General features: G+C 66.8%; 18 protein-coding genes. 2 read left to right on the top strand and 16 right to left on the bottom strand.

All coding sequences use genetic code 11. From position 1 onward, the window contains the following. Window positions 1-27: 27 nt before the first annotated feature. The 11 genes from Q2T94_RS18250 to Q2T94_RS18200 all read right to left on the bottom strand — a co-directional run bounded on the left by Q2T94_RS18250 (window position 28) and on the right by Q2T94_RS18200 (window position 11191). A complete protein-coding gene (locus tag Q2T94_RS18250; protein WP_302266067.1) occupies window positions 28-423 on the bottom strand; it encodes an FKBP-type peptidyl-prolyl cis-trans isomerase in 396 nt (131 codons plus the stop codon). A 37-nt stretch (window positions 424-460) separates the two neighbouring features. Further along, window positions 461-1420 carry an FKBP-type peptidyl-prolyl cis-trans isomerase gene (locus tag Q2T94_RS18245; protein WP_302266066.1) on the bottom strand — a complete coding sequence of 320 codons (960 nt, stop codon included), beginning with the start codon at window positions 1418-1420 and terminating at the stop codon, window positions 461-463. A 138-nt stretch (window positions 1421-1558) separates the two neighbouring features. Continuing rightward, window positions 1559-2926, bottom strand: a complete 1368-nt coding sequence (pafA, locus tag Q2T94_RS18240) for a Pup--protein ligase (RefSeq protein WP_264271277.1) — start codon at window positions 2924-2926, stop codon at window positions 1559-1561. A 6-nt stretch (window positions 2927-2932) separates the two neighbouring features. Next, entirely contained in the window at window positions 2933-3643 is a 711-nt protein-coding gene (gene prcA / locus Q2T94_RS18235; protein ID WP_302266065.1) for a proteasome subunit alpha, read from the bottom strand. Then, window positions 3644-4441: a proteasome subunit beta gene (gene prcB, locus Q2T94_RS18230; RefSeq protein WP_302266064.1), complete on the bottom strand. Its 798-nt coding sequence runs from the start codon at window positions 4439-4441 to the stop codon at window positions 3644-3646. After that, on the bottom strand, window positions 4438-4623 hold the full coding sequence (locus tag Q2T94_RS18225) for a ubiquitin-like protein Pup (protein WP_264271274.1): 186 nt from the start codon (window positions 4621-4623) through the stop codon (window positions 4438-4440). Before Q2T94_RS18225 ends, prcB begins: the two co-directional genes overlap by 4 nt. Window positions 4624-4724: 101 nt before the next feature. Further along, on the bottom strand, window positions 4725-6305 hold the full coding sequence (gene dop / locus Q2T94_RS18220; RefSeq protein WP_302266462.1) for a depupylase/deamidase Dop: 1581 nt from the start codon (window positions 6303-6305) through the stop codon (window positions 4725-4727). Between the two features lie 14 nt (window positions 6306-6319). Continuing rightward, window positions 6320-8053 carry a proteasome ATPase gene (gene arc, locus Q2T94_RS18215; protein WP_264271273.1) on the bottom strand — a complete coding sequence of 578 codons (1734 nt, stop codon included), beginning with the start codon at window positions 8051-8053 and terminating at the stop codon, window positions 6320-6322. 137 nt (window positions 8054-8190) lie between these two features. Continuing rightward, window positions 8191-9285 carry a tRNA (adenine-N1)-methyltransferase gene (locus Q2T94_RS18210; RefSeq protein WP_264271272.1) on the bottom strand — a complete coding sequence of 365 codons (1095 nt, stop codon included), beginning with the start codon at window positions 9283-9285 and terminating at the stop codon, window positions 8191-8193. Window positions 9286-9347: 62 nt separating this feature from the next. Further along, complete coding sequence (locus Q2T94_RS18205) at window positions 9348-10475, bottom strand: site-2 protease family protein (RefSeq protein WP_302266063.1); 1128 nt, start codon at window positions 10473-10475, stop codon at window positions 9348-9350. Next, window positions 10472-11191: an HAD family hydrolase gene (locus tag Q2T94_RS18200; RefSeq protein ID WP_302266062.1), complete on the bottom strand. Its 720-nt coding sequence runs from the start codon at window positions 11189-11191 to the stop codon at window positions 10472-10474. The genes Q2T94_RS18205 and Q2T94_RS18200 overlap by 4 nt, the downstream gene beginning before the upstream one ends. A 73-nt stretch (window positions 11192-11264) precedes the next feature. Here Q2T94_RS18200 and Q2T94_RS18195 point away from each other — a divergent pair, with 73 nt between their 5' ends. Next, window positions 11265-12215, top strand: coding sequence for a PAC2 family protein (locus Q2T94_RS18195; protein ID WP_302266061.1), 951 nt, complete (start codon window positions 11265-11267; stop codon window positions 12213-12215). A 108-nt stretch (window positions 12216-12323) separates the two neighbouring features. On the opposite strand, the gene mshC is transcribed toward Q2T94_RS18195, so the two are convergent. The 3 genes from mshC to Q2T94_RS18180 form a co-directional block, all read right to left on the bottom strand. Continuing rightward, window positions 12324-13601, bottom strand: a complete 1278-nt coding sequence (gene mshC, locus Q2T94_RS18190) for a cysteine--1-D-myo-inosityl 2-amino-2-deoxy-alpha-D-glucopyranoside ligase (RefSeq protein ID WP_302266060.1) — start codon at window positions 13599-13601, stop codon at window positions 12324-12326. 110 nt (window positions 13602-13711) lie between these two features. Continuing rightward, complete coding sequence (locus Q2T94_RS18185; protein WP_264271268.1) at window positions 13712-14536, bottom strand: undecaprenyl-diphosphate phosphatase; 825 nt, start codon at window positions 14534-14536, stop codon at window positions 13712-13714. A gap of 97 nt (window positions 14537-14633) precedes the next feature. Beyond that, window positions 14634-14825 (bottom strand): hypothetical protein, encoded by a 192-nt coding sequence (locus tag Q2T94_RS18180; RefSeq protein ID WP_377700389.1) that lies wholly within the window; start codon window positions 14823-14825, stop codon window positions 14634-14636. A gap of 108 nt (window positions 14826-14933) precedes the next feature. Between Q2T94_RS18180 and Q2T94_RS18175 the strand changes: the two genes are divergently transcribed. Continuing rightward, on the top strand, window positions 14934-15188 hold the full coding sequence (locus Q2T94_RS18175; protein ID WP_372342955.1) for a DUF5703 family protein: 255 nt from the start codon (window positions 14934-14936) through the stop codon (window positions 15186-15188). Between the two features lie 31 nt (window positions 15189-15219). Here Q2T94_RS18175 and Q2T94_RS18170 read toward each other — a convergent pair whose 3' ends face one another. Then, on the bottom strand, window positions 15220-16344 hold the full coding sequence (locus Q2T94_RS18170) for an acyl-CoA dehydrogenase family protein (RefSeq protein ID WP_302266461.1): 1125 nt from the start codon (window positions 16342-16344) through the stop codon (window positions 15220-15222). Between the two features lie 95 nt (window positions 16345-16439). Then, window positions 16440-17765: a M20/M25/M40 family metallo-hydrolase gene (locus tag Q2T94_RS18165; protein ID WP_302266058.1), complete on the bottom strand. Its 1326-nt coding sequence runs from the start codon at window positions 17763-17765 to the stop codon at window positions 16440-16442. Window positions 17766-17915 lie beyond the last annotated feature (150 nt).

The raw sequence follows: 17915 nt of genomic DNA, 5'->3' as shown, positions 1-17915 counted from the left end.
AACACGGCCAAAGGCGAATTGCTGTGCTTAGCGGACAGCCACCAGGTCCACGACGAAGATCAGTGCTTCGTTCGGGCCGATGGCTCCACCGGCACCGCGGGAGCCGTAGGCCATCTCCGAGGGGATGTCCAGGCGGCGGCGGCCGCCGACCTTCATCCCGATCAGGCCCTGGTCCCACCCCTGGATGACCTGGCCGACACCGGCGCGGAAGTCCAGCGGGGCGCCGCGGCCCCAGGAGGAGTCGAACTCCTCGCCGGTGGACCATGCCACACCGACGTAGTGGGCCGAGATGTTTGAGCCCGGAACGACCTCGGCGCCATCGCCAACGGCGATGTCCTCGATCTTCAGTTCGGTCGGGGCATCGGTGCCCGGGAATTCAATCTCCGGCTTGGTACGGTCGTAATCACGCTGTCCAAAAGACATGGTGGAATCCTTTCGGTTGGTTGCTAAAAGCTTTTAGCTACTTTACTTCCTTGAGCTCAACAAAAAAGACCAACGGTCCCGCAGGTCGCCCCTGGGATGCCGCATCCGCCCCGTAGGCCAGATCTGTCGGAATGGTGAGCATGACCTGCGTACCGGCCTTCAGGCCCTCCAGTCCCTGGGTCCAACCCGGGATGACGCCGGAGAGATTGAAGTCGGACGCTTCGCCACGGTCATAGCTGGAGTCGAACTGCTTGCCGTCTTCCCAGCGGACGCCGGTGTAATTGGCTGACACGTCCGAGGTGGCAGTGGCGACCTTGCCGGTGCCTTCCTTGACGACGTCAACGACCAAGCCTGCAGGAACTCCCTTGTCCTTCGGGATGGTGATGGACGGCTTCTCATCCTTCATCTCGAAGGTAGGTAGGGATCCTTCGTCCTTGAGCTTCTTGACCTCATCGGCTCCTAGCTTCTTGGAAGCCTCTGGAATCGGCTCGCTGGCCACGACCTTCAGGACAACCACGGTTTCGGCCTTTGCCTCGCCGGGGCTTGCAGAGGGCGAAGCACCTTCGGCGGGTGCTGCCTCGGCTGCCGGCTCGACCATGGCGACCCAGGAGCCGACCTTGGCCTGCAGGAGGGTTTCATAAAGCGCCGGGAGCTGGGCCTTGAATTCCTCGTTGGTCGGCAAGGTCACCGGTTCCCCGGCAAAGCCCGATCCGAGCAGGCTGGCATCCTCGGCCTTGTAGGCGATGGACTTGAACTTGACGTTCTGGTTTTCCTTGATGTCCTCGCCCTTGCCCTCGACGATGACCTTGGCGCCGGTTGCCGTGGCAACCAGCGGGGTGTCGAAGGTGACGGTCGGATCCGAGGAATCATCCGCACCGGGGGTGACCTTGATCGATTCCAACGGCGCAACGTCACCGCTGGATGCCGCGGTGGTTGAACCACAGGCCGTCACCAGCAGCAACGAGGCCGTTGCAACGAGTGCCATTACTTTGCGCACGAAATCAACTTTCAGTTGGGGATTTTGGAACTGGAAACACCCACGCTGTGCGGTGAGCTTTCGAACCTGACTAAAGCCAGCTTAAAGGCCGAAACTGTGAATCTCCTTATTGGACGCTGCAACGGGACGGATGGGGGGCTAGCCGCCCATGGCCGTAATCAGTGCCTCCACGCGGGAGTCCTCGTTGGCGAAGGGGTCCTTGCAGAGCACCGTTTGGCCGGGATGGTCGTTGAGCTTCAAATGCACCCAGTCAACGGTGAAGTCCCGCTCCGCGTTCTTGGCGGCCCGGACGAAATCGCCGCGCAACTTGGCCCGCGTGCTTTGCGGCGGGTTGTCAACGGCCAAGGCGATCTCCGCCGGATCCACCACAGAAGCCACCTTGCCCCGGGCCGCCAGCACATGGAAGAGCCCGCGCTTGGTGTCGATGTCGTGGTACGTCAGGTCCAGCTGCGCCAGGCGCTGGGCACCCAGGTCCAGCTGGTGGCGGTTGGCATAGGAATTGATCAGCTTGTGCTTGATGGCCCAATCGATTTCCGTGTCGATCCCGGAGAAGTTCCCCGATTCCACCGCATCCAGGGTGCGGGTCCACAAATCCAGCACGGCCGGCACCTGATCGTGGTGTGCTCCCTCGCGGGCAACGAAGTCGGTGGCCAGTGTCAGGAAGCGGCGCTGGAGCGCGAGCGCGGTGAGGTGCTTGCCGTTGGCGAGCTTGACCAGGGTGGTGCCGTTGAAATCGTGGGAGATCTCGCGGATGGAGCGGATGGGGTTTTCCAGCCGCAGGTCCTCCATGATCTTCCCCGACTCGATGATCCGCAGCATCAAGTCGGTCGCCCCGAGCTTAACCAGCTGGGTTGTCTCGGACATGTTCGAGTCCCCCACGATGACATGCAGACGCCGGAAGTACTCGGCGTCTGCATGCGGCTCGTCGCGGGTGTTGATGATGGGCCGCGACCGGGTGGTGGCCGAGGAGACGCCTTCCCACACATGGTCCGCGCGCTGGGAGAAGGCGTAGAGCGGTTCACCGTCGATGTTCACGATCTTGCCGGCCCCGGCGATAAGCTGCCGCGTGACCAGGAACGGGATCAGGATTTCGGCGAGCCGGGCGAACTCGAGCTTGCGCGGGATCAGGAAGTTCTCGTGGCAGCCGTAGGAGTTCCCGGCGGTGTCGGTGTTGTTCTTGAACAGGTACAGCCGGCCGTTGAACCCGTCGGCGGCCATGCGCTCCTCCGCGCTGGCCACCAGGTCGTTGAGGATTGACTCCCCTGCCCGGTCGTGCGCAATCAGCTGGCGGAGCTCGTCGCACTCGGCAGTGGCGTATTCCGGGTGCGAACCGACATCGAGGTAAAGCCTGGACCCGTTGGTGAGGAACACGTTGGAGCTACGCCCCCAGGCCACCACCCGGCGAAAGAGGTAACGTGCCGATTCCTCCGGCGTGAGCGGACGGCCCCCGGGATCGGAGTAGTTGATCCCGTATTCGGTCTCGATGCCGTAGATCCTGCGGTCCATGTGTGTCTACTTCCCTGCGCCCAGGAACCGGGCAATGGTTGGTGTGTCAAGGCGGCGGAAATGGCGGTGCGAACCCGAGGACGTGACGCGTTCAAGCACCGCGACCTCCAACAACCGGGCGTCCTCGGGGCTTTCCCCAACCCCCGGCAGCACCAGGGCGGCGGCGCGGATGACCTCGTCGGTCCCGGCGGCGGCCAGGTCTTTCCCTGCCCAATATCCGTTCCAGGCCTCGCGAATGGCGGGGGTGTCGCCGCCCATGATGATGTGGCCGGGCTGCTCGGCGATCGACCCGTCGAAATTCAGCGAGAACAAGGTGTCCAGTGCCGGCGTTTCGCCCAGTTCCAGAACCGCAAGCTCCACTTCGAAGGGCTTGGCCTCGGCGGTGAACACCGCGCCCAGGGACTGGGCGTAGACGCTGGCCAGGCCGCGGCCCGTCACGTCGTGGCGGGAGTAGGAATAGCCGCGGGTGTCTGCATAGCGCACCCCGGCCTGGCGCAGGGACTCGAATTCGTTGTACTTGCCCACAGCGGCGAAGGCGATCCTGTCGTAGATCTCACCGATCTTGTGCAGCGAGCCGGAGGGGTTCTCCGCGATCAGCGCGATGCCGTCGGCGCAGGAGGCCACGATGACGGCCCGGCCCCGGGCAATACCCTTCCGGGCGAAATCCGCCCGGTCCTTCATGAGTTGCTCGGGCGAAACGTAGTATTGCGCGCTCATCTAGGCTTCCTTCCCGTCATCGGTCCGCGTGGCAATGATCGACCGTGCCATCTCGGCGAGGATCGCGTCCTCCACGCGGCGGGCCCCATGGGAGTCCACGGCGTAGACCACGGGCCATAGCTTGCGCACCGCATCCGGTCCCCCGGTGGCCGAGTCGTCGTCGGCTGCGTCGTAGAGGGCCTCCACGGCCACGCGCACCGCGGCCGTCGCATCCATGTCCGGTTGCCAAAGTTTTTTCAGCGCGCCACGGGCGTACGGGGACCCGGAGCCGACCGAGTGGTGCTCCACCTCTTCGTAGAGCCCGCCGGTGATGTCGAAGGAGAAGATCCGCCCGGTGCCGGCGAGGGTGTCGTAGCCGGCAAAGAGCGGAATCACGCTCATGCCCTGCATGGCCAAGGTCAAGTTGGCGCGGATCATCGAGGCCAGGCGGTTGGCCTTGCCATCCAGCGAGAGCCGGGTGCCCTCGATCTTCTCGTAGTGCTCCAGTTCCACGCGGAAGAGCTTGGCGATGTCGATGGCGACCCCGGCGGCCCCGGCGATGCCGACCACCGAGAACCTATCGGTCTCAAACACCTTCTCGATGCGGCGGCTGGCAATGACGTTGCCCATGGTCGCGCGCCGGTCCCCCGCCATCACGATGCCCTCGGCGTAGGAGAGCGCGACGATGGTGGTTCCGTGGGGCACCTGCCCCGCGGCGCCGGAAGCGCCCTGGGACTGGATCGGGGCACCGGGCAGCAGGTCGGGCCGGTCCCGGTTCAGGTATTCCACGAAGGAGGGACCGGGACCGAGCTCGATCACTGGCCGCCCTTTTGCACGAAGCCGCGCACGAATTCCTCGGCGTTGCGCTCCAGCACCCCGTCAATCTCATCGAGAAGGTCATCCACACCGGCGTCCTGGCCGGCCGCTGCGGCAACTTCCTGCTCGGTCTCCTGGGCCTGGGTGTCCTCGCGGCGTTGTCCCGAGTGCTGTTCCTGTGTCATTGCCGTCCCGCTCTTTTCCGTGTCGTACGTGTCCGGCCCCGTCGCTGCGGTGCCCGGCACTGTTTTCGCTGGTATCTACATCTTGCCACTGGGTAGGGGCTTTAGCTCCGCAGCGTGGCGATGAACTCGTGAATCGACAATTGCGCATCCAACAGGTCCCCGACCAGGGCCTTGGTGCCGCGCAGCGGCTCCAGCGTCGCGATGCGCTCGAGCTTGCGGGCCCCGGGGACAGTGAAGGAGACCGAGTCCCAGCTCGCTGCCACCACGTGCTCCGGGTACTGGCTCAGCACCCGCCCGCGGAAGTAGGCGCGGGTGTCGGTCGGCGGGTTGGTTGCGGCCAGGGCGATCTGCGCCGGGGAATAGAGCGTTTCCATCAGCCCGCGCGCCGCCAGCCGGTGGTAGAGCCCCTTTTCCGGGCGGATGTCGGCCCATTGCAGGTCCATCAGTGCGATCCGAGGGTCGGAGAAATCCACGCCGTGGCGCTGCGCGTAGGAGGTCATGAGCTTGTACTTGGCCACCCAATCCACGGTGGAGGCAGCGGAGAAGATGTCCGTTTCCAGCAGCTGCAGGGTTTCCTCCCAGCGGCGCTGGATCTCCACGGTCGCCTCGTCGTCGGCATCGGTGGCCCCGCTGTGCTCGGCCGCCGCCTGGGCGTAGATCCACTGGATCTCAAGCGCGGTGAGTTTTCGCCCGTCAACTAGCTCCACCTTGGTGCGCAGCGTGGGGTCGTGGCTGATGGCCTGCAGGGCCGCGACCGGGTCGCGCAGCTCAATCGCCGGGACGGTGCCCGCCTCGATCATCGCCAGCACCAGCGCGGTGGTTCCGGTGCGCAGCAGCGTGGAGACCTGCCCGAGGTTGGCGTCCCCGATGATCACGTGCAGCCGGCGGTACTTCTCCCAGTGCGCGTGCGGCTCGTCGCGGGTGTTGATGATGGGGCGGCGGATCGTGGTCTCCAGCCCGATCTGCGCCTCGAAGAAGTCGGCCCGCTGGGAGACCTGGAAGCCGGGGTATTGGCCCAGCATGCCGCGGCCCACCCGCCCGGAGGCGCAGATGACCTGGCGGGTGACGAAGAACGGGATGAGCCCGGCGGCGATGGAGTCGAAGGGCACCTCCCGGGGCATCAGGTAGTTTTCGTGCGCCCCGTAGGACACCGACTTGTTGTCCGTGTTGTTCTTGTACAGGTGCACATCCGGCAGCCCGGCCAGGGACTCGATGCGCCGCACCGCCGCCAGGGCGACGTGGTCCCCGGCCTGGTCGTAGAGCACCGCGTCGAAGGGGTTGGTGGTCTCCGGGGAGGAATATTCCGGGTGGGCGTGGTCGACGTAGAGCCTTGCGCCGTTGCCCAGCACCATGTTCATCAGCACTTCGTGGTCGTTGTCCCCGCCCTCGTAGAGCGTGGAGCCAATGGTCACGTCCCCGCCGGCCATGGCCACCTGCTCGGCATCCAGCTCCGGTTCCAGGTCGGTGAGCTGGGAGGGATCCGCGGTGGCACGCGGCTGGGTAAAGCCACGTGCGTCGTTCAGCGGCGTCTCGTCGGTGTAGTCCCAGTGGGTGCCGGCGATCTTCCCGCGCGCCTCCCGGATGGTGGCCGCGTAGGCGTTGATGACCTGGGCCGAGAGCATGGTGGCGTTGGCCCCGGGCATCGCGGGGGCCAGCACTCCGTACTCGGTCTCCAGGCCCATGACCCGGTGCACGCTCACAGGTACTGCCCCGTTTCGTCGGACCCCGGGGCCGGCAGGGTCTTCCCGCGCCCGTTCTTGTCCGCAACGATGGTGCGGATGAAGGTGATGCGTTCGCCTTTGCGCCCGGAGATCCGCGCCCAGTCGTCGGGATTGGTGGTGTTGGGCATGTCCTCGTGCTCGTGGAATTCCTCCACGACCGCCTCGAGCAGGTAGTCCATGCGCAACCCCCGCTCCTGGCCGGTGAGCAGCGCCTTGATGGCCGACTTCTTGGCCCGGTCCACCACATTGCGGATCACCGCTCCGGAGGCGAAGTCCTTGAAGTAGAGGATCTCCGTTTCGGTGTTGGCGTAGGTGACCTCGAGGAACTGGTTCTGTTCCCCGGTGGAGTACATGGCATCGACGGTCGCCTGGATCATCGCGCGCACTGTTGCCGCCGGATCGTTTCCGTTCTCGGCCAGGTCGTCCGGGTGCAGCGGGAGGTCGGAGGTGAGGTACTTGGCGAAGATCTCCGCGGCTCCCTGGGCGTCGGGACGGCGGATCTTGATCTTCACGTCCAAGCGCCCCGGGCGCAGGATCGCCGGGTCGATCATGTCCTCGCGGTTGGAGGCGCCGATGACGATGACGTTGTCCAGCCGTTCGACGCCGTCGATCTCGGCCAGCAGCTGCGGGACGATGGTGGTTTCCACGTCGGAGGAGACGCCGGTGCCGCGGGTGCGGAAGAGCGAGTCCATCTCGTCGAAGAACACCACCACGGGGTTTCCTCCGGCCGCCTTTTCGCGGGCCCGGGAGAAGATCAGCCGGATGTGGCGTTCGGTTTCCCCGACGTACTTGTCCAGCAACTCGGGGCCCTTGATGTTCAGGAAGTAGCTCTTGGCCGTGCCGGTGTCGCCGTTGCGTTCGTTGGTGCGCTCGGACAGCGAATGCGCCACCGCCTTGGCGATCAGCGTCTTGCCACAGCCCGGAGGGCCGTAGAGCAGGATGCCCTTGGGCGCGGTGAGCCCGTGCTCGCGGTAGAGGTCCGGGTGCAGGAAGGGCAGCTCGACGGCGTCGCGGATGGCCTCGATCTGGTCGCTCAGCCCGCCGATGTCGGCGTAGGAGATGTCCGGAACCTCCTCGAGCACCAGCGACTGCATGTCGGACAGGTGCACCTTTTCCAGGGCCAGGCCGGTCCGCGCATCGAGGGTCAGCACGTCCCCGACCCGCACGATGTCCCCGGTCAGCGGTTCGGCCAGGCGGATGACGCGCTGGTCATCGGCCCTGCCCATGGCCACCACCCGGTGGTCGGCCAGGACCTCCTTGACGGTGACCAGTTCACCTGACTGCTCGTAGCCGAGTCCGGCGACGATGACCAGGGATTCGTTGAGCAGCACGTCCTGGCCGATGGCGAGTTTTCCGAAGTCCAGCAGCGGGGACACGCCCACGCGCAGCTTGCGGCCGCCCTGGACGATGTCGGCAGATTGCACGCCGGTCGAGGAAATCGCCACGCCCGGGACGGGTTGGCTGCGCGGATGCAGTTCGACGATGGTGCCGTGGCTGAAGGGGGTGTCCCCGTCCTTCTCCAGCCCCGATTTCAGGGCCAGGATCTCCTCGCGGGTGCGCTCCAGCATGGCGACCAGGCGGGCGTTGTTGGCTCCCGCCGAGGCGAGCTGCCGATCGAGCAGGCGGTTCTTGTCCCGCACCACGTTCAGCTGCCGCTCGGCGGCCGCGACCTGGCCCTCCAGCCGTGTGCGATCTGTCTCGTCGCCCATTTTCCACCCGTTTCACATAATTCGAGGAACACGTGTGCCGGGGTAAGCCGGCACACGCCACTGCTGTTCTCATCCTATGCATGGGCGGGGCCCAATGGCGGAAATGTGACCGCGACCTCACGGCGGGTCTGGTCGTGCTACTGCCCGCTGGCGTCCGCGGCGGTGTCGCCGCTGGCGTCCACGTCGTCAGCCGGTTCCTGGCCTTCGGGCAGCGAGCCGCGCTGGGTCATCGACTTGGCGTCCTTGGCGGCGCGGCGCAGTTTGCGGGCGGAGACGCCGCGCTCCCCCAGAGCCTCGTGGTTCCAGGCATCGGGCTCGTCCGAGCGGGTCCAGGTCGCAAGGTCCTCGGCCGAGTAGGTGTGCTCCTTCACGCGCTTGGCGCCCGGGATGCCCACCGCTCCGTCGGCCAGCCGGCGGCAGGTGATCAGGAAGGCGGTGTGCGCGACCATGCGGTGGTCCGGGCGCACGGCCAGGCCCTCGACGTGCCAACCGCGGACCATGGTCTCGAAGGACTCGGGCTCGGTGTAGAGGCCGGTGGCGCGGATCGCCTCGACGGTGCGCGACATCTGCGTCACGGTGGCCACGTAGTTGACCCAGACCCCGCCGGGGGCCAGCACGGTGGAAACCGCGTCGACGCATTCCCAGGGCGAGAGCATGTCAAGGACCACGCGGTCCACGGAGCCGGGTTCCTCGGTTTCGAGGACCTTCTCCTGGAAGTCCCCGATGGTGATGTCCCAGGCGGGGTGCGGGCCGCCGAAGACGGTGTCGACGTTGCCGCGGGCGATCTGCGCGAACTCCTCGCGGCGCTCGAAGGAGTGCAGGTAGCCGCCATCGCCCACCGCACGTAGCAGCGACATGGACAGGGCACCGGAGCCCACGCCGGCCTCAACCACGCGGGCGCCCGGGTAGATGTCGCCCATCTGGATGATCTGCGCCGCGTCCTTGGGGTAGACCACGGTGGCGCCGCGCGGCATGGAGAGCACGAAGTCCTTCAGCAGCGGGCGCAACGCCTGGTAGCGGACCTCGTTGGTGTTCTCCACGATGGAGCCCTCCGGGGCGCCGATCAGCGCATCGTGGAAGAGGACTCCCTTGTGCGTGTGGAACTCCCCGCCCTCGGTCAGGGTGATGGTGCTGATCCGGCGCTTCTGGTCGGTGAGCTGGACCCGGTCGCCGGGGCGGAAGGGGCCGCGGCGGCTCTGGGCGCCGTGGGGGGTGGCTGGCATGTCGCTCATTCTCGGTTCTGTGTCCTTAGGTCCTGGGATGGTGGTGAAGTGTGGTGTCCGGTGAAGCGCGCCTAGCGCTGCTTGCCGGTGATGGCCGCGACGATGCGCGCCTGGCTCAGCAGCCCGACGACGCGGTTGGATTCATCGATGACCGCGTATTCGCTGCCCTGCAGCGTGGCCAGGTACCCGATCAATGCCCTGCCGTCGGCGTTGGCGCTGACCACGGCGCCGGGGTCCAGGGCGCGGGCGGCGGAGAGCGCGGGGGTCTGGGCGAGCACCGCGGCATCGATGGAGTGCAGCGTTGCCTCGTCGATCACCGCAACGGGGTTGCCGGCCGCATTGACGAGGATGACCCGTCCGCCGCGGCTGGCCAGGCGCGTGGTGACCTCGGCGAGGGTGGAGTCCTGGCGGATCGCGGTGGCGGGCTCCATCAGTGCGCGCACCGAAACCAGCGGCAGGCGCAGGCGCAGCTTGGCGTGCGTGATGCCCTGCGAGGCCCCGACCCACATGAACCCGCCGACCAGGATCGCCACGATCAGGACCTGGAAGTCCAGCGGTTCGTTGCGGGTCAGCGGGACGATGACAAACCAGCCCACGACCAGCACCACCAGCACCCGCCCGGCCCAGCCGGCGGCGATGGTGCCGCGGTCCTGGGAACCGGTGTAGCGCCAGACGGCCGATTCGACCAGGCGCCCGCCGTCCAGCGGCAGGCCCGGAAGCACGTTGAAGATCGCCACCAACAGGTTGGCCCAGATCAGGATGTCCCAGAGCAGGAACACGACCCCGGTTGGCTGGACGAGCAGCAGCAACAGGTAGCCTGCCCCGGCGATCACGAAGTTGGCGGCAGGGCCGGCCATGGCCACCGCGAGCGAGCGGCCCGGAGTGGCGTTGAAGGAGGAGAACTGGGTGTGCCCGCCCCAGAGGTTCAGGGTGATCCGGGCCCCTGGCCAGCCGAAGGACTTGGCCGTCAGGGCGTGCGCGAGCTCATGGATGAGCACGGAGAAGGCCAGCAGCACCGCGTAGGTGAAGGCGACCAGGTAGGCGCCGGCCCCCAGGTCGGGGCGGGAGCGGGCCACGGTGGGCCCGAAGACCATCACGATCAGGCCGGTGATGATGAACCAGGACCAGGCCAGGGACACCGGGACCCCGAAGACCGATCCGAGCGGGATCCCCTCGCGCTTGGTGGCAGGTTCGCTCATGCGCGCACCCCGACGGACGCCAGTGCGCCCAGGGATTCGACGTCGAGGCCGGCCAGCGACTCGACGCGCTGCCAGGACGGAGAGTCGGGCACCGGGGCGATGTGCTCAACGAGCACCGCTACGATCCCGCTGGCTGCCGCCGAGGCTATGCCGGGGGCGGAATCCTCGATCCCGACCACGCGGGAAGGATCAAGGTCCGGCACCAAGTCCCCGAGCTTCTCCAGTCCCAGCAGGTACGGGTCGGGGTGCGGCTTGCCGCGGGAAACCATGTCACCGGTGACGCGGAAAGCGAAATATTTCTTTGGCAGCTGATCCAGCACGAGGGCGGCCAGCGGTTCCTCGGACATGGTGACAAGTCCGCAGGGGACGTTTGCGCTGTGCAGCGCCTCCAGCAATTCGAGGGCGCCGGGGCGCCAGTCGACGCGGCGGGCCACCCCGGCCAGGACCTCGACGGTGAGCCTGTCGATGATTTCGCGCTCGGGCAACTCGACGCCCGCGCGCTGGAGCGCGGCGGCGGCGTCGGGCAGGGCGTTTCCTACCAGTCCCAAGGCCTGGGCCTCGCTCCACCGGCCGCCGAATTCGGCCACCAGAGCCGCCTCGGCGGCCATCCAGTAGGGTTCGGTGTCAAGCAGGGTTCCGTCCATGTCCCACAAGACTCCCTGGATCCGGGAGTTCACGGGGCGCGCGGGCATGGGGTCGGGATTCTGGGTTGGCATGTCCCAATTCTAGTGGGTGCGCACTTGCCCCGGCGACCGGTGCGCGCGCTAGGGTGAGGATGTGAGCGAAGATATGAATGATCCAGTGACACTTTCCTCCCTGGTGGCCGCCTCCACGATTCCCGGGCCCGTGCGCCCGGCCATCATGGTGGTCGCCTTCGAGGGATGGAACGATGCCGGTGACGCTGCCAGTTCGGCGATCAAGGACATCAAGGCGGCCACCGGCGCCGTGAAGGTCGCTGGCATCGGCGACGACGACTACTACGATTACCAGTTCTCCCGCCCGCAGGTGCGCCGCAACGGCGCCGGCAAGCGCGTCGTCAAGTGGCCCACCACCCGCATCTACCGCGCATCGCTGCCCGAATCCCCAGTGGACCTGCTGTTGGTGCGCGGCGTGGAGCCCACGTACCGGTGGAAGGCCTTCATCACAGAGATCCTCACGCGCGCCGAGGAGGAAAACGTGCAGGGCGTGATGGCGCTGGGTTCGCTGTTGGCCGATGTGCCGCACACCCGGCCGATCCAGGCAGCGGTCTCTTCCGACGACCCGAAGGTCTGCGAGGCCCTGGGTGCCCTGCCCGGCAGCTATGAGGGCCCCACCGGCATCCTGGGGGTGCTGGCGCAATTCTCCGAGGCCGCGGGGCTGCCCACGCTCTCGATCTGGGCGGCGGTTCCGCACTATGTTGCGCAGCCGCCCTCTCCCAAGGCGCAACTGGCCATCCTGCACCGGGTGGAGGAGCTTCTGCCGCTGGCCCTGGACCTGCATGAACTCGGCGAGGACGCCCTGGCGTGGGAGCGCGGGGTCGACGCGCTGGCCACCGGGGACGCGGACATCGCCGCCTACGTGCAACAGCTGGAGCAGGCACAGGACGAGACCGAGCTGCCCGAGGCCACCGGCGAGGCGATCGCCCGCGAGTTCGAGCGTTACCTCAAACGCAGGCACCGCCCCGGTGCGCCGGGGGAAGAAGGTCCCGGCACACCGGGAACCGGCGGCCAGGCCCCCGACACGCCCGGGTCCAGCGACTGACAGCCAGGCGCTTCAACACCAACGCGTCCCCCCGCCCGGCCCCCGCAGGGGGGACAGGGCGGGGGGACGCGTTTTTCATCATGCGGCCGTTGTCCGGCGGACGGGGACCTAGGAGATCTTGAGTCCCAGCAGTGCATCGAGCGCATCGGCGAGCAGCTGCCCGCCGGCCTCTTGCGAGCCGTCGTCCTCCAGAGGTTCCTGGGCGCCGAAGGCATCGAGCACGGACAGGGCCGCGGGGGCGTCCAGGTCGTTGGCCAGCTTGGAACGGATGCGGGTGACCACGGCCGTGGCCTCGGTGAGTGTGGTGGAGCCGATGCGCTTGCGCCAGCGGGCCATCCGGTCCTGGGCCTGGGTGAGCAGTTCATCGGTCCAGAACCAGTCGCTGCGGTAGTGCTGGCCCAGCAACACCGTGCGGATGGCCACGGGGTCCACGCCGGCGGCACGCAGTTGGGAAACCAACACCAGGTTGCCCAGGGACTTGCTCATCTTTTCGCCGTGCAGGCCCACCATGCCGGTGTGCACGTAGGACTGTGCCAGCGCCTTGCAGTCCAGCGCGGCCGCGTGACCGGCGGAGAACTCGTGGTGCGGGAAGATCAGGTCCGATCCCCCGCCCTGCACGGTGAAGGGGGCGGGCAGGAAGCGGCGGGCGATGACCGAACACTCGATGTGCCAGCCCGGGCGCCCGGCGCCCAGTGAGGCGCCGTCCCATTCCGGCTCCCCGGCGCGGGCCACGCGCCAGAGCAGCGGGTCAAGGGCGTCGCGCTTGCCCGGCCGTTCCGGGTCTCCGCCGCGCTCGGCGAAGAAGCCGAGCATGGTCTCGCGGTCATAGCCGCTCACGGTGCCCAGTTCCCAGGCGTCGGAGGCCGCGGCGGCGGCGTCGAAGTAGATGTCCCCGTCCGGCTCGCCGTTTTCGCCCGGCACCGCGTAAGCCAGGTCCTTGGCGACGAGTTCCTCCACGAGCGGGACCAGCCAGGTGATGGATTCCACTGCGCCGATGTAGTGCTCGGGCGGGATCACGTTCAGTGCTTCCATGTCGGCACGGAACAGGTCGGTCTGCTCCTGGGCCAGCACCTGCCAGTCCATGCCGGTCGCCGCGGCGCGCTCCAGCAGCGGATCGTCGATGTCGGTGACGTTCTGCACGTAGGTGACCTCGCGCCCGGCATCGCGCCAGGTGCGCTGCAGCAGGTCGAAGGCGACGTAGGTGGCGGCGTGCCCCATGTGGGTGGCGTCGTAGGGGGTGATGCCGCAGACGTAGATGCTCGCCGGCGCGTTGGACATCTCGGCGTCGGCGGTACCCTTCAGCCGGCCGGTGGCGGTGTCGTGCACCTCAAGGATCGGTGCGTTTCCCGGGACATGCGGGACGGTGGGCGCGGACCATGCAAGCACGGGGCGTCCTTTCTCTTAGGTGTTTGCCCGAACGTGGCCGGGCGCAATGCAATTACTTGGAACAAGTCCACGGACCCGGCGGTTATTCCGGGTTTCGGGGTCCGATTTTGCTAGGCGTTGATCACACCGAAGCCCAGCAGGAGGTACAGGGCCAGGCCCAGGGCCACGCGGTACCAGACGAAAAGGCTGTAGCTGTGCGAGGAAACGTACTTGAGGAACCAACCCACGATGACGAACCCGACCACGAAGGCGATGAGCGTGGCCAGGCCGGTCTGCGGCAGCGAGTACACGCCGGGTTCGTTGAAGGACTTGGCCAGCTTGTACAACCCGGAGGCGAAGACCGCGGGGATGGCCAGCAGGAACGAATAGCGGGCGGCGGCACCGCGGGTGTAGCCCATGAACAGCCCGGCGGTGATGGTTCCGCCGGAGCGCGAAACCCCGGGGATCAGGGCCAGCGCCTGGGCGAAGCCGAAGAGGATGCCGTGCTTGGGGGTCAACGCGGTGAGCTCGCGGTTCTGCTTGCCGTAGTAGTCGGCAACCGCCAGGATCAGGCCGAAGACCACCAGGGTGGTCGCCACGATCCACAGCGAGCGGAAGGAGGTGTCGATCTGTTCCTCGAAGAGCAGGCCCAGCACCGCGATCGGGATGGAGCCGATGATGATCAGCCAGCCCATTTTTGCGTCGGGGTCGCTGTGCGGCACCCGGCCGCGTAGCGCATTGAACCAGGCGCCGACGATCCGCACGATGTCCTTCCAGAAGAACACCAGCACCGCGGTTTCGGTGCCCAGCTGCGTGATCGCGGTGAACGCCGCACCGGGGTCGGACGCATTGGGCAGCAACTCCCCCACGATGCGCAAGTGGGCGCTGGAGGAGATGGGGAGAAATTCTGTCAGACCCTGGATCAGCCCTAGGAAGGCCGCTTCAAACCAATTCACGTACCTACACTACTTCACCAAGGCACGCCAAGGCCCATTGGCGCTCCATGATGAGTCGAACTTAATACTGTGGTCGGAGTCGCTATGGCCGGCCTGGCTACGTGGTGACGGGTTCCCCCTGGCTGTCTTCGTCGTACGGATCGTCGTCGTCGCTTTCCTCCACCACGCTCAGCGGGAGGAACTCCTCGTAGGACTCGTAGAGTGCGTCCTCGTACTCCTCAAAGGCATCGGCCACGGCCAGGAATGCCGAGCTGATCGAGGCGTCCTGGGCGCCGCGTTTTGCAGCCACGGCCGAAAGGTGTTCTTCGAGGCAACCGATCAATACACTGAGGGCAACACGCGGGTCTGTACTCATGTGTTCGACGTTACAGGCACAAGCCACACTATGGACAGGGTCATGATCGAAAAGAAAATCCCCGTAGCCCGACCCCGGGACCAGATGCCCGGAGACCCCGAGCACCTCTTCGAATACCTGGTGATTGCAGCGCTGCCGGGCGAACATCGCTCGGTGGCACGCGCAGCCCTGCGCGAGCATTCGGAGTACGGCAAGTGGGAATTGGTGCGCACCTGCCTCTACGAGGGCGGAGGCCAAAAGTACTGGATGCGACGACGGGTCATGCGCGTCAAGCCCACGCTGAACATCCGCGGCTGATGCACGCGGCACCCAGGTTGCATCGGCTGCCTTACTCCTTGACCGGGCCCAGCAGCCAGGAAGCCACGGTGGAGTGTGCCGATTCGGCATCCGAGGGGTGATACAGGCTGGCCAAGGCGTCGCGATAGAGCCGTTCGAGCTCGGAGCCGCGGAAGTACTGCCCGCCCCCGGAGACCTTGGCGGCGATGTCGATGCAGGAGCGGGCGGCGTCCCCGGCCTGGGTGCGCAGCGTGACCAGCCGCGGGAACCAGGATCCCCCGTGGTCCACCCGGTCGTCGAGGTCGCGCGTGGTCATCCGCAGCATCGCGTCGAGCTTCAGGACGTGCATGCCCGCATCGGCGACCTGCCACCTGATGTCGGGGTCCTGGTCGTAGGTCCGTCCGCCGAATTTCAGCGAGCTGCGCTTGGCCGGGTTTGCCGCCGCCAGCTCCATGCCGCGCTCGGCCAGCCCCACATAGACCGAGGCGGTCAGTGAGAGGAACGAGGCGAAGATGCCGAACACCAGCAGGTCCGGCACCGGTCCGACGGGCAGCTTGGTGTGGATGTGTTCCGCCGAAACCCGGGCACCAGTCAGCACGGTGGAGTTCGACTGGGTGGCGCGCATGCCCAGGGTGTTCCAGTTCTGCGGGATCTCGATCCCGGTGGCGTCCCGGTGCAGGAAGCCGTGGACCAACTGTGCCTGTCCGGTTCCCTCGTGCTTGCCGAAGACCCCGAGCCGCGTCCACACCGGAGCCAGCGAGGTGAAGACCTTGGTCCCGGTGAAGGAGTACGATCCGTCGGCGTCGGGCACCGCCCGGGTCACGGAGTCGAAGAGGACCTCGTCGTTCCCGGCCTCGGACACGCCAAAGGCCATGACCTCCCCCGCCTGCACCCAGTCCAGGACCATGTCCAGGCGGTCATCCCCGCGGGCGGCGAGCAGCGTCGCAACGCCCGTCCAGACCAGGTGCATGTTCACCGCCAGAGCCGTGGCAGGTGCATAGGTGCCAAGCAGACGCTGGGCGGCCGTCATTCTTTCCATGCCCCAGCCGAAGCCGCCACGGGCTTCCGGGAGCATGGCCCGCAGGTAGCCGACGTCGGTGAGCTCGGCGAAGTCCTCGGCGCAGAAGGCGTTCTCGGCATCGTAGCCGGCAGCCCGTGCCCGAAACCGGTCGAGCATCTCGGTGCCGAGCACCTCGTTGATGGATTTCACGCGTGTGTTCTTCGCTTTCCGCTCGGGTAATGGTGGTGCTTCGGGGGCATATTGCGCTGTTGTCAGTAGGTGGTCAGCAGGTCGCGCAACACCCGGGTGCCGAACTTCAGCGAATCGACCGGGACCCGCTCGTCGACGCCGTGGAACATGCCGGTGAAGTCCAGTTCCGCCGGCAGGCGCAGCGGGGCGAATCCGTAGCCGGTGATGCCCAGGCGGGACAGTGCCTTGTTGTCGGTGCCGCCGGAGAGCATGTACGGAAGCACCACCGCTTCCGGGTCCTCGCGCCCCAGCGACGCCACCATGGAATCGACGAGGTTCCCGGCGAATGGCACCTCCAAGGCGCGGTCAAGGTGCAGCGCGCTGAGCTCGACGTCCGGCCCTGCCAGGGTGCGCAGCGTCTCCATGACCAGTTCGTGCTGGCCCGGCAAGGTGCGGACATCCAGCAGCGCCTCGGCGGCCCCGGGGATCACGTTGTGCTTGTAGCCGGCGGAGAGCACCGTGGGGTTGGCCGTGTTCTGTAGGGTGGCGCCGACAAAGCGCGCCACGTTTCCCAGCTCAGCCAGCAGCACCTGCGGGTTGTCGTCGGTGAATTCGATCCCCGTCATCTCCGAGACGCCCTGAAGGAAGGCGCGCGTGGTGTCGGTGTAGGAGATCGGCCAGTCGTGCTCGCCGATGCGGGTGATGGCGGCGGCCAGCCGGGTCACCGCGTTCTCATCGTTGATTTGGGATCCGTGCCCGGCGCGTCCCGCGGCGGTGAGCTTGAGCCAGGCGATGCCCTTTTCGGCTGTCTGCAGCAGGTAGGCACGCTTGCCGTCGATGGTGGCGGAGAAGCCGCCGACCTCGCTGATGGCCTCGGTGGCGCCCTCGAAGAGCTCGGGTTGGTTATCGACCATCCAGCGCGCTCCGTAGTCACCGCCCGCTTCCTCGTCGGCGAAGAACGCGAAGATAAGATCGCGGCGCGGACGGGTGCCGGTGCGCTGCATCTCGCGCATCACCGCGAGGATCATCGCGTCCATGTCCTTCATGTCCACGGCCCCGCGGCCCCAGATCATTCCGTCCTTGATCTCGGCGCCGAAGGGGTCCACCGACCATTCGTCCTTGAACGCCGGCACCACGTCCAGGTGGCCGTGGACGATCAGGGCGGGCAGCGACCTGTCGGTGCCTTCGATGCGGGTGACGACGTTGGCGCGGCCCTGTGCGGATTCCAGCACCGTGGCCTCGAGTCCAACCTCGGCGATGAGTTCGGCCACGTATTCGGCGGCCTTGCGCTCCCCCGCGCCCTCGTTGTTGCCGTAGTTGGTGGTGTCGATCCGGATCAGTGCCTGGCAGATGCCGGCAACCTCATCCTCGGCGACGACGGTGACCGGGGCATTCTGCGCAGCTGACATGGGGGAATCCTTCTGCCTCTCGTGGTGGTGGGTCGATCTGCCTCCACCCTATCGAGGTATGTGTTCAACGCGCGAGGGGCTGCGATAGGCCCGTGTCGACGAGCGTGTTCCTTCGGGTACGAGAAAACCCCCGACCTGACTTTCGTCTGG

It is taken from the genome of Paeniglutamicibacter sulfureus (assembly GCF_030512175.1).
GTDB classification, from domain to species: Bacteria; Actinomycetota; Actinomycetes; order Actinomycetales; family Micrococcaceae; genus Paeniglutamicibacter; species Paeniglutamicibacter sulfureus.
Note: the sequence above shows the minus strand (reverse complement) of the source record. Positions and strands in the feature narration are given on the sequence as shown.

What these genes read in the sequence shown, in the direction of transcription:
- Q2T94_RS18250 (WP_302266067.1), bottom strand. Translation starts at nt 423, where the DNA reads ATGTCTTTTGGACAGCGTGATTACGACCGTACCAAGCCGGAGATTGAA.
- pafA (WP_264271277.1), bottom strand. Translation starts at nt 2,926, where the DNA reads ATGGACCGCAGGATCTACGGCATCGAGACCGAATACGGGATCAACTAC.
- prcA (WP_302266065.1), bottom strand. Translation starts at nt 3,643, where the DNA reads ATGAGCGCGCAATACTACGTTTCGCCCGAGCAACTCATGAAGGACCGG.
- Q2T94_RS18225 (WP_264271274.1), bottom strand. Translation starts at nt 4,623, where the DNA reads ATGACACAGGAACAGCACTCGGGACAACGCCGCGAGGACACCCAGGCC.
- dop (WP_302266462.1), bottom strand. Translation starts at nt 6,305, where the DNA reads ATGGGCCTGGAGACCGAGTACGGAGTGCTGGCCCCCGCGATGCCCGGG.
- arc (WP_264271273.1), bottom strand. Translation starts at nt 8,053, where the DNA reads ATGGGCGACGAGACAGATCGCACACGGCTGGAGGGCCAGGTCGCGGCC.
- Q2T94_RS18210 (WP_264271272.1), bottom strand. Translation starts at nt 9,285, where the DNA reads ATGAGCGACATGCCAGCCACCCCCCACGGCGCCCAGAGCCGCCGCGGC.
- Q2T94_RS18205 (WP_302266063.1), bottom strand. Translation starts at nt 10,475, where the DNA reads ATGAGCGAACCTGCCACCAAGCGCGAGGGGATCCCGCTCGGATCGGTC.
- Q2T94_RS18200 (WP_302266062.1), bottom strand. Translation starts at nt 11,191, where the DNA reads ATGCCAACCCAGAATCCCGACCCCATGCCCGCGCGCCCCGTGAACTCC.
- Q2T94_RS18195 (WP_302266061.1), top strand. Translation starts at nt 11,265, where the DNA reads ATGAATGATCCAGTGACACTTTCCTCCCTGGTGGCCGCCTCCACGATT.
- Q2T94_RS18175 (WP_372342955.1), top strand. Translation starts at nt 14,934, where the DNA reads ATGATCGAAAAGAAAATCCCCGTAGCCCGACCCCGGGACCAGATGCCC.
- Q2T94_RS18170 (WP_302266461.1), bottom strand. Translation starts at nt 16,344, where the DNA reads ATGCTCGACCGGTTTCGGGCACGGGCTGCCGGCTACGATGCCGAGAAC.
- Q2T94_RS18165 (WP_302266058.1), bottom strand. Translation starts at nt 17,765, where the DNA reads ATGTCAGCTGCGCAGAATGCCCCGGTCACCGTCGTCGCCGAGGATGAG.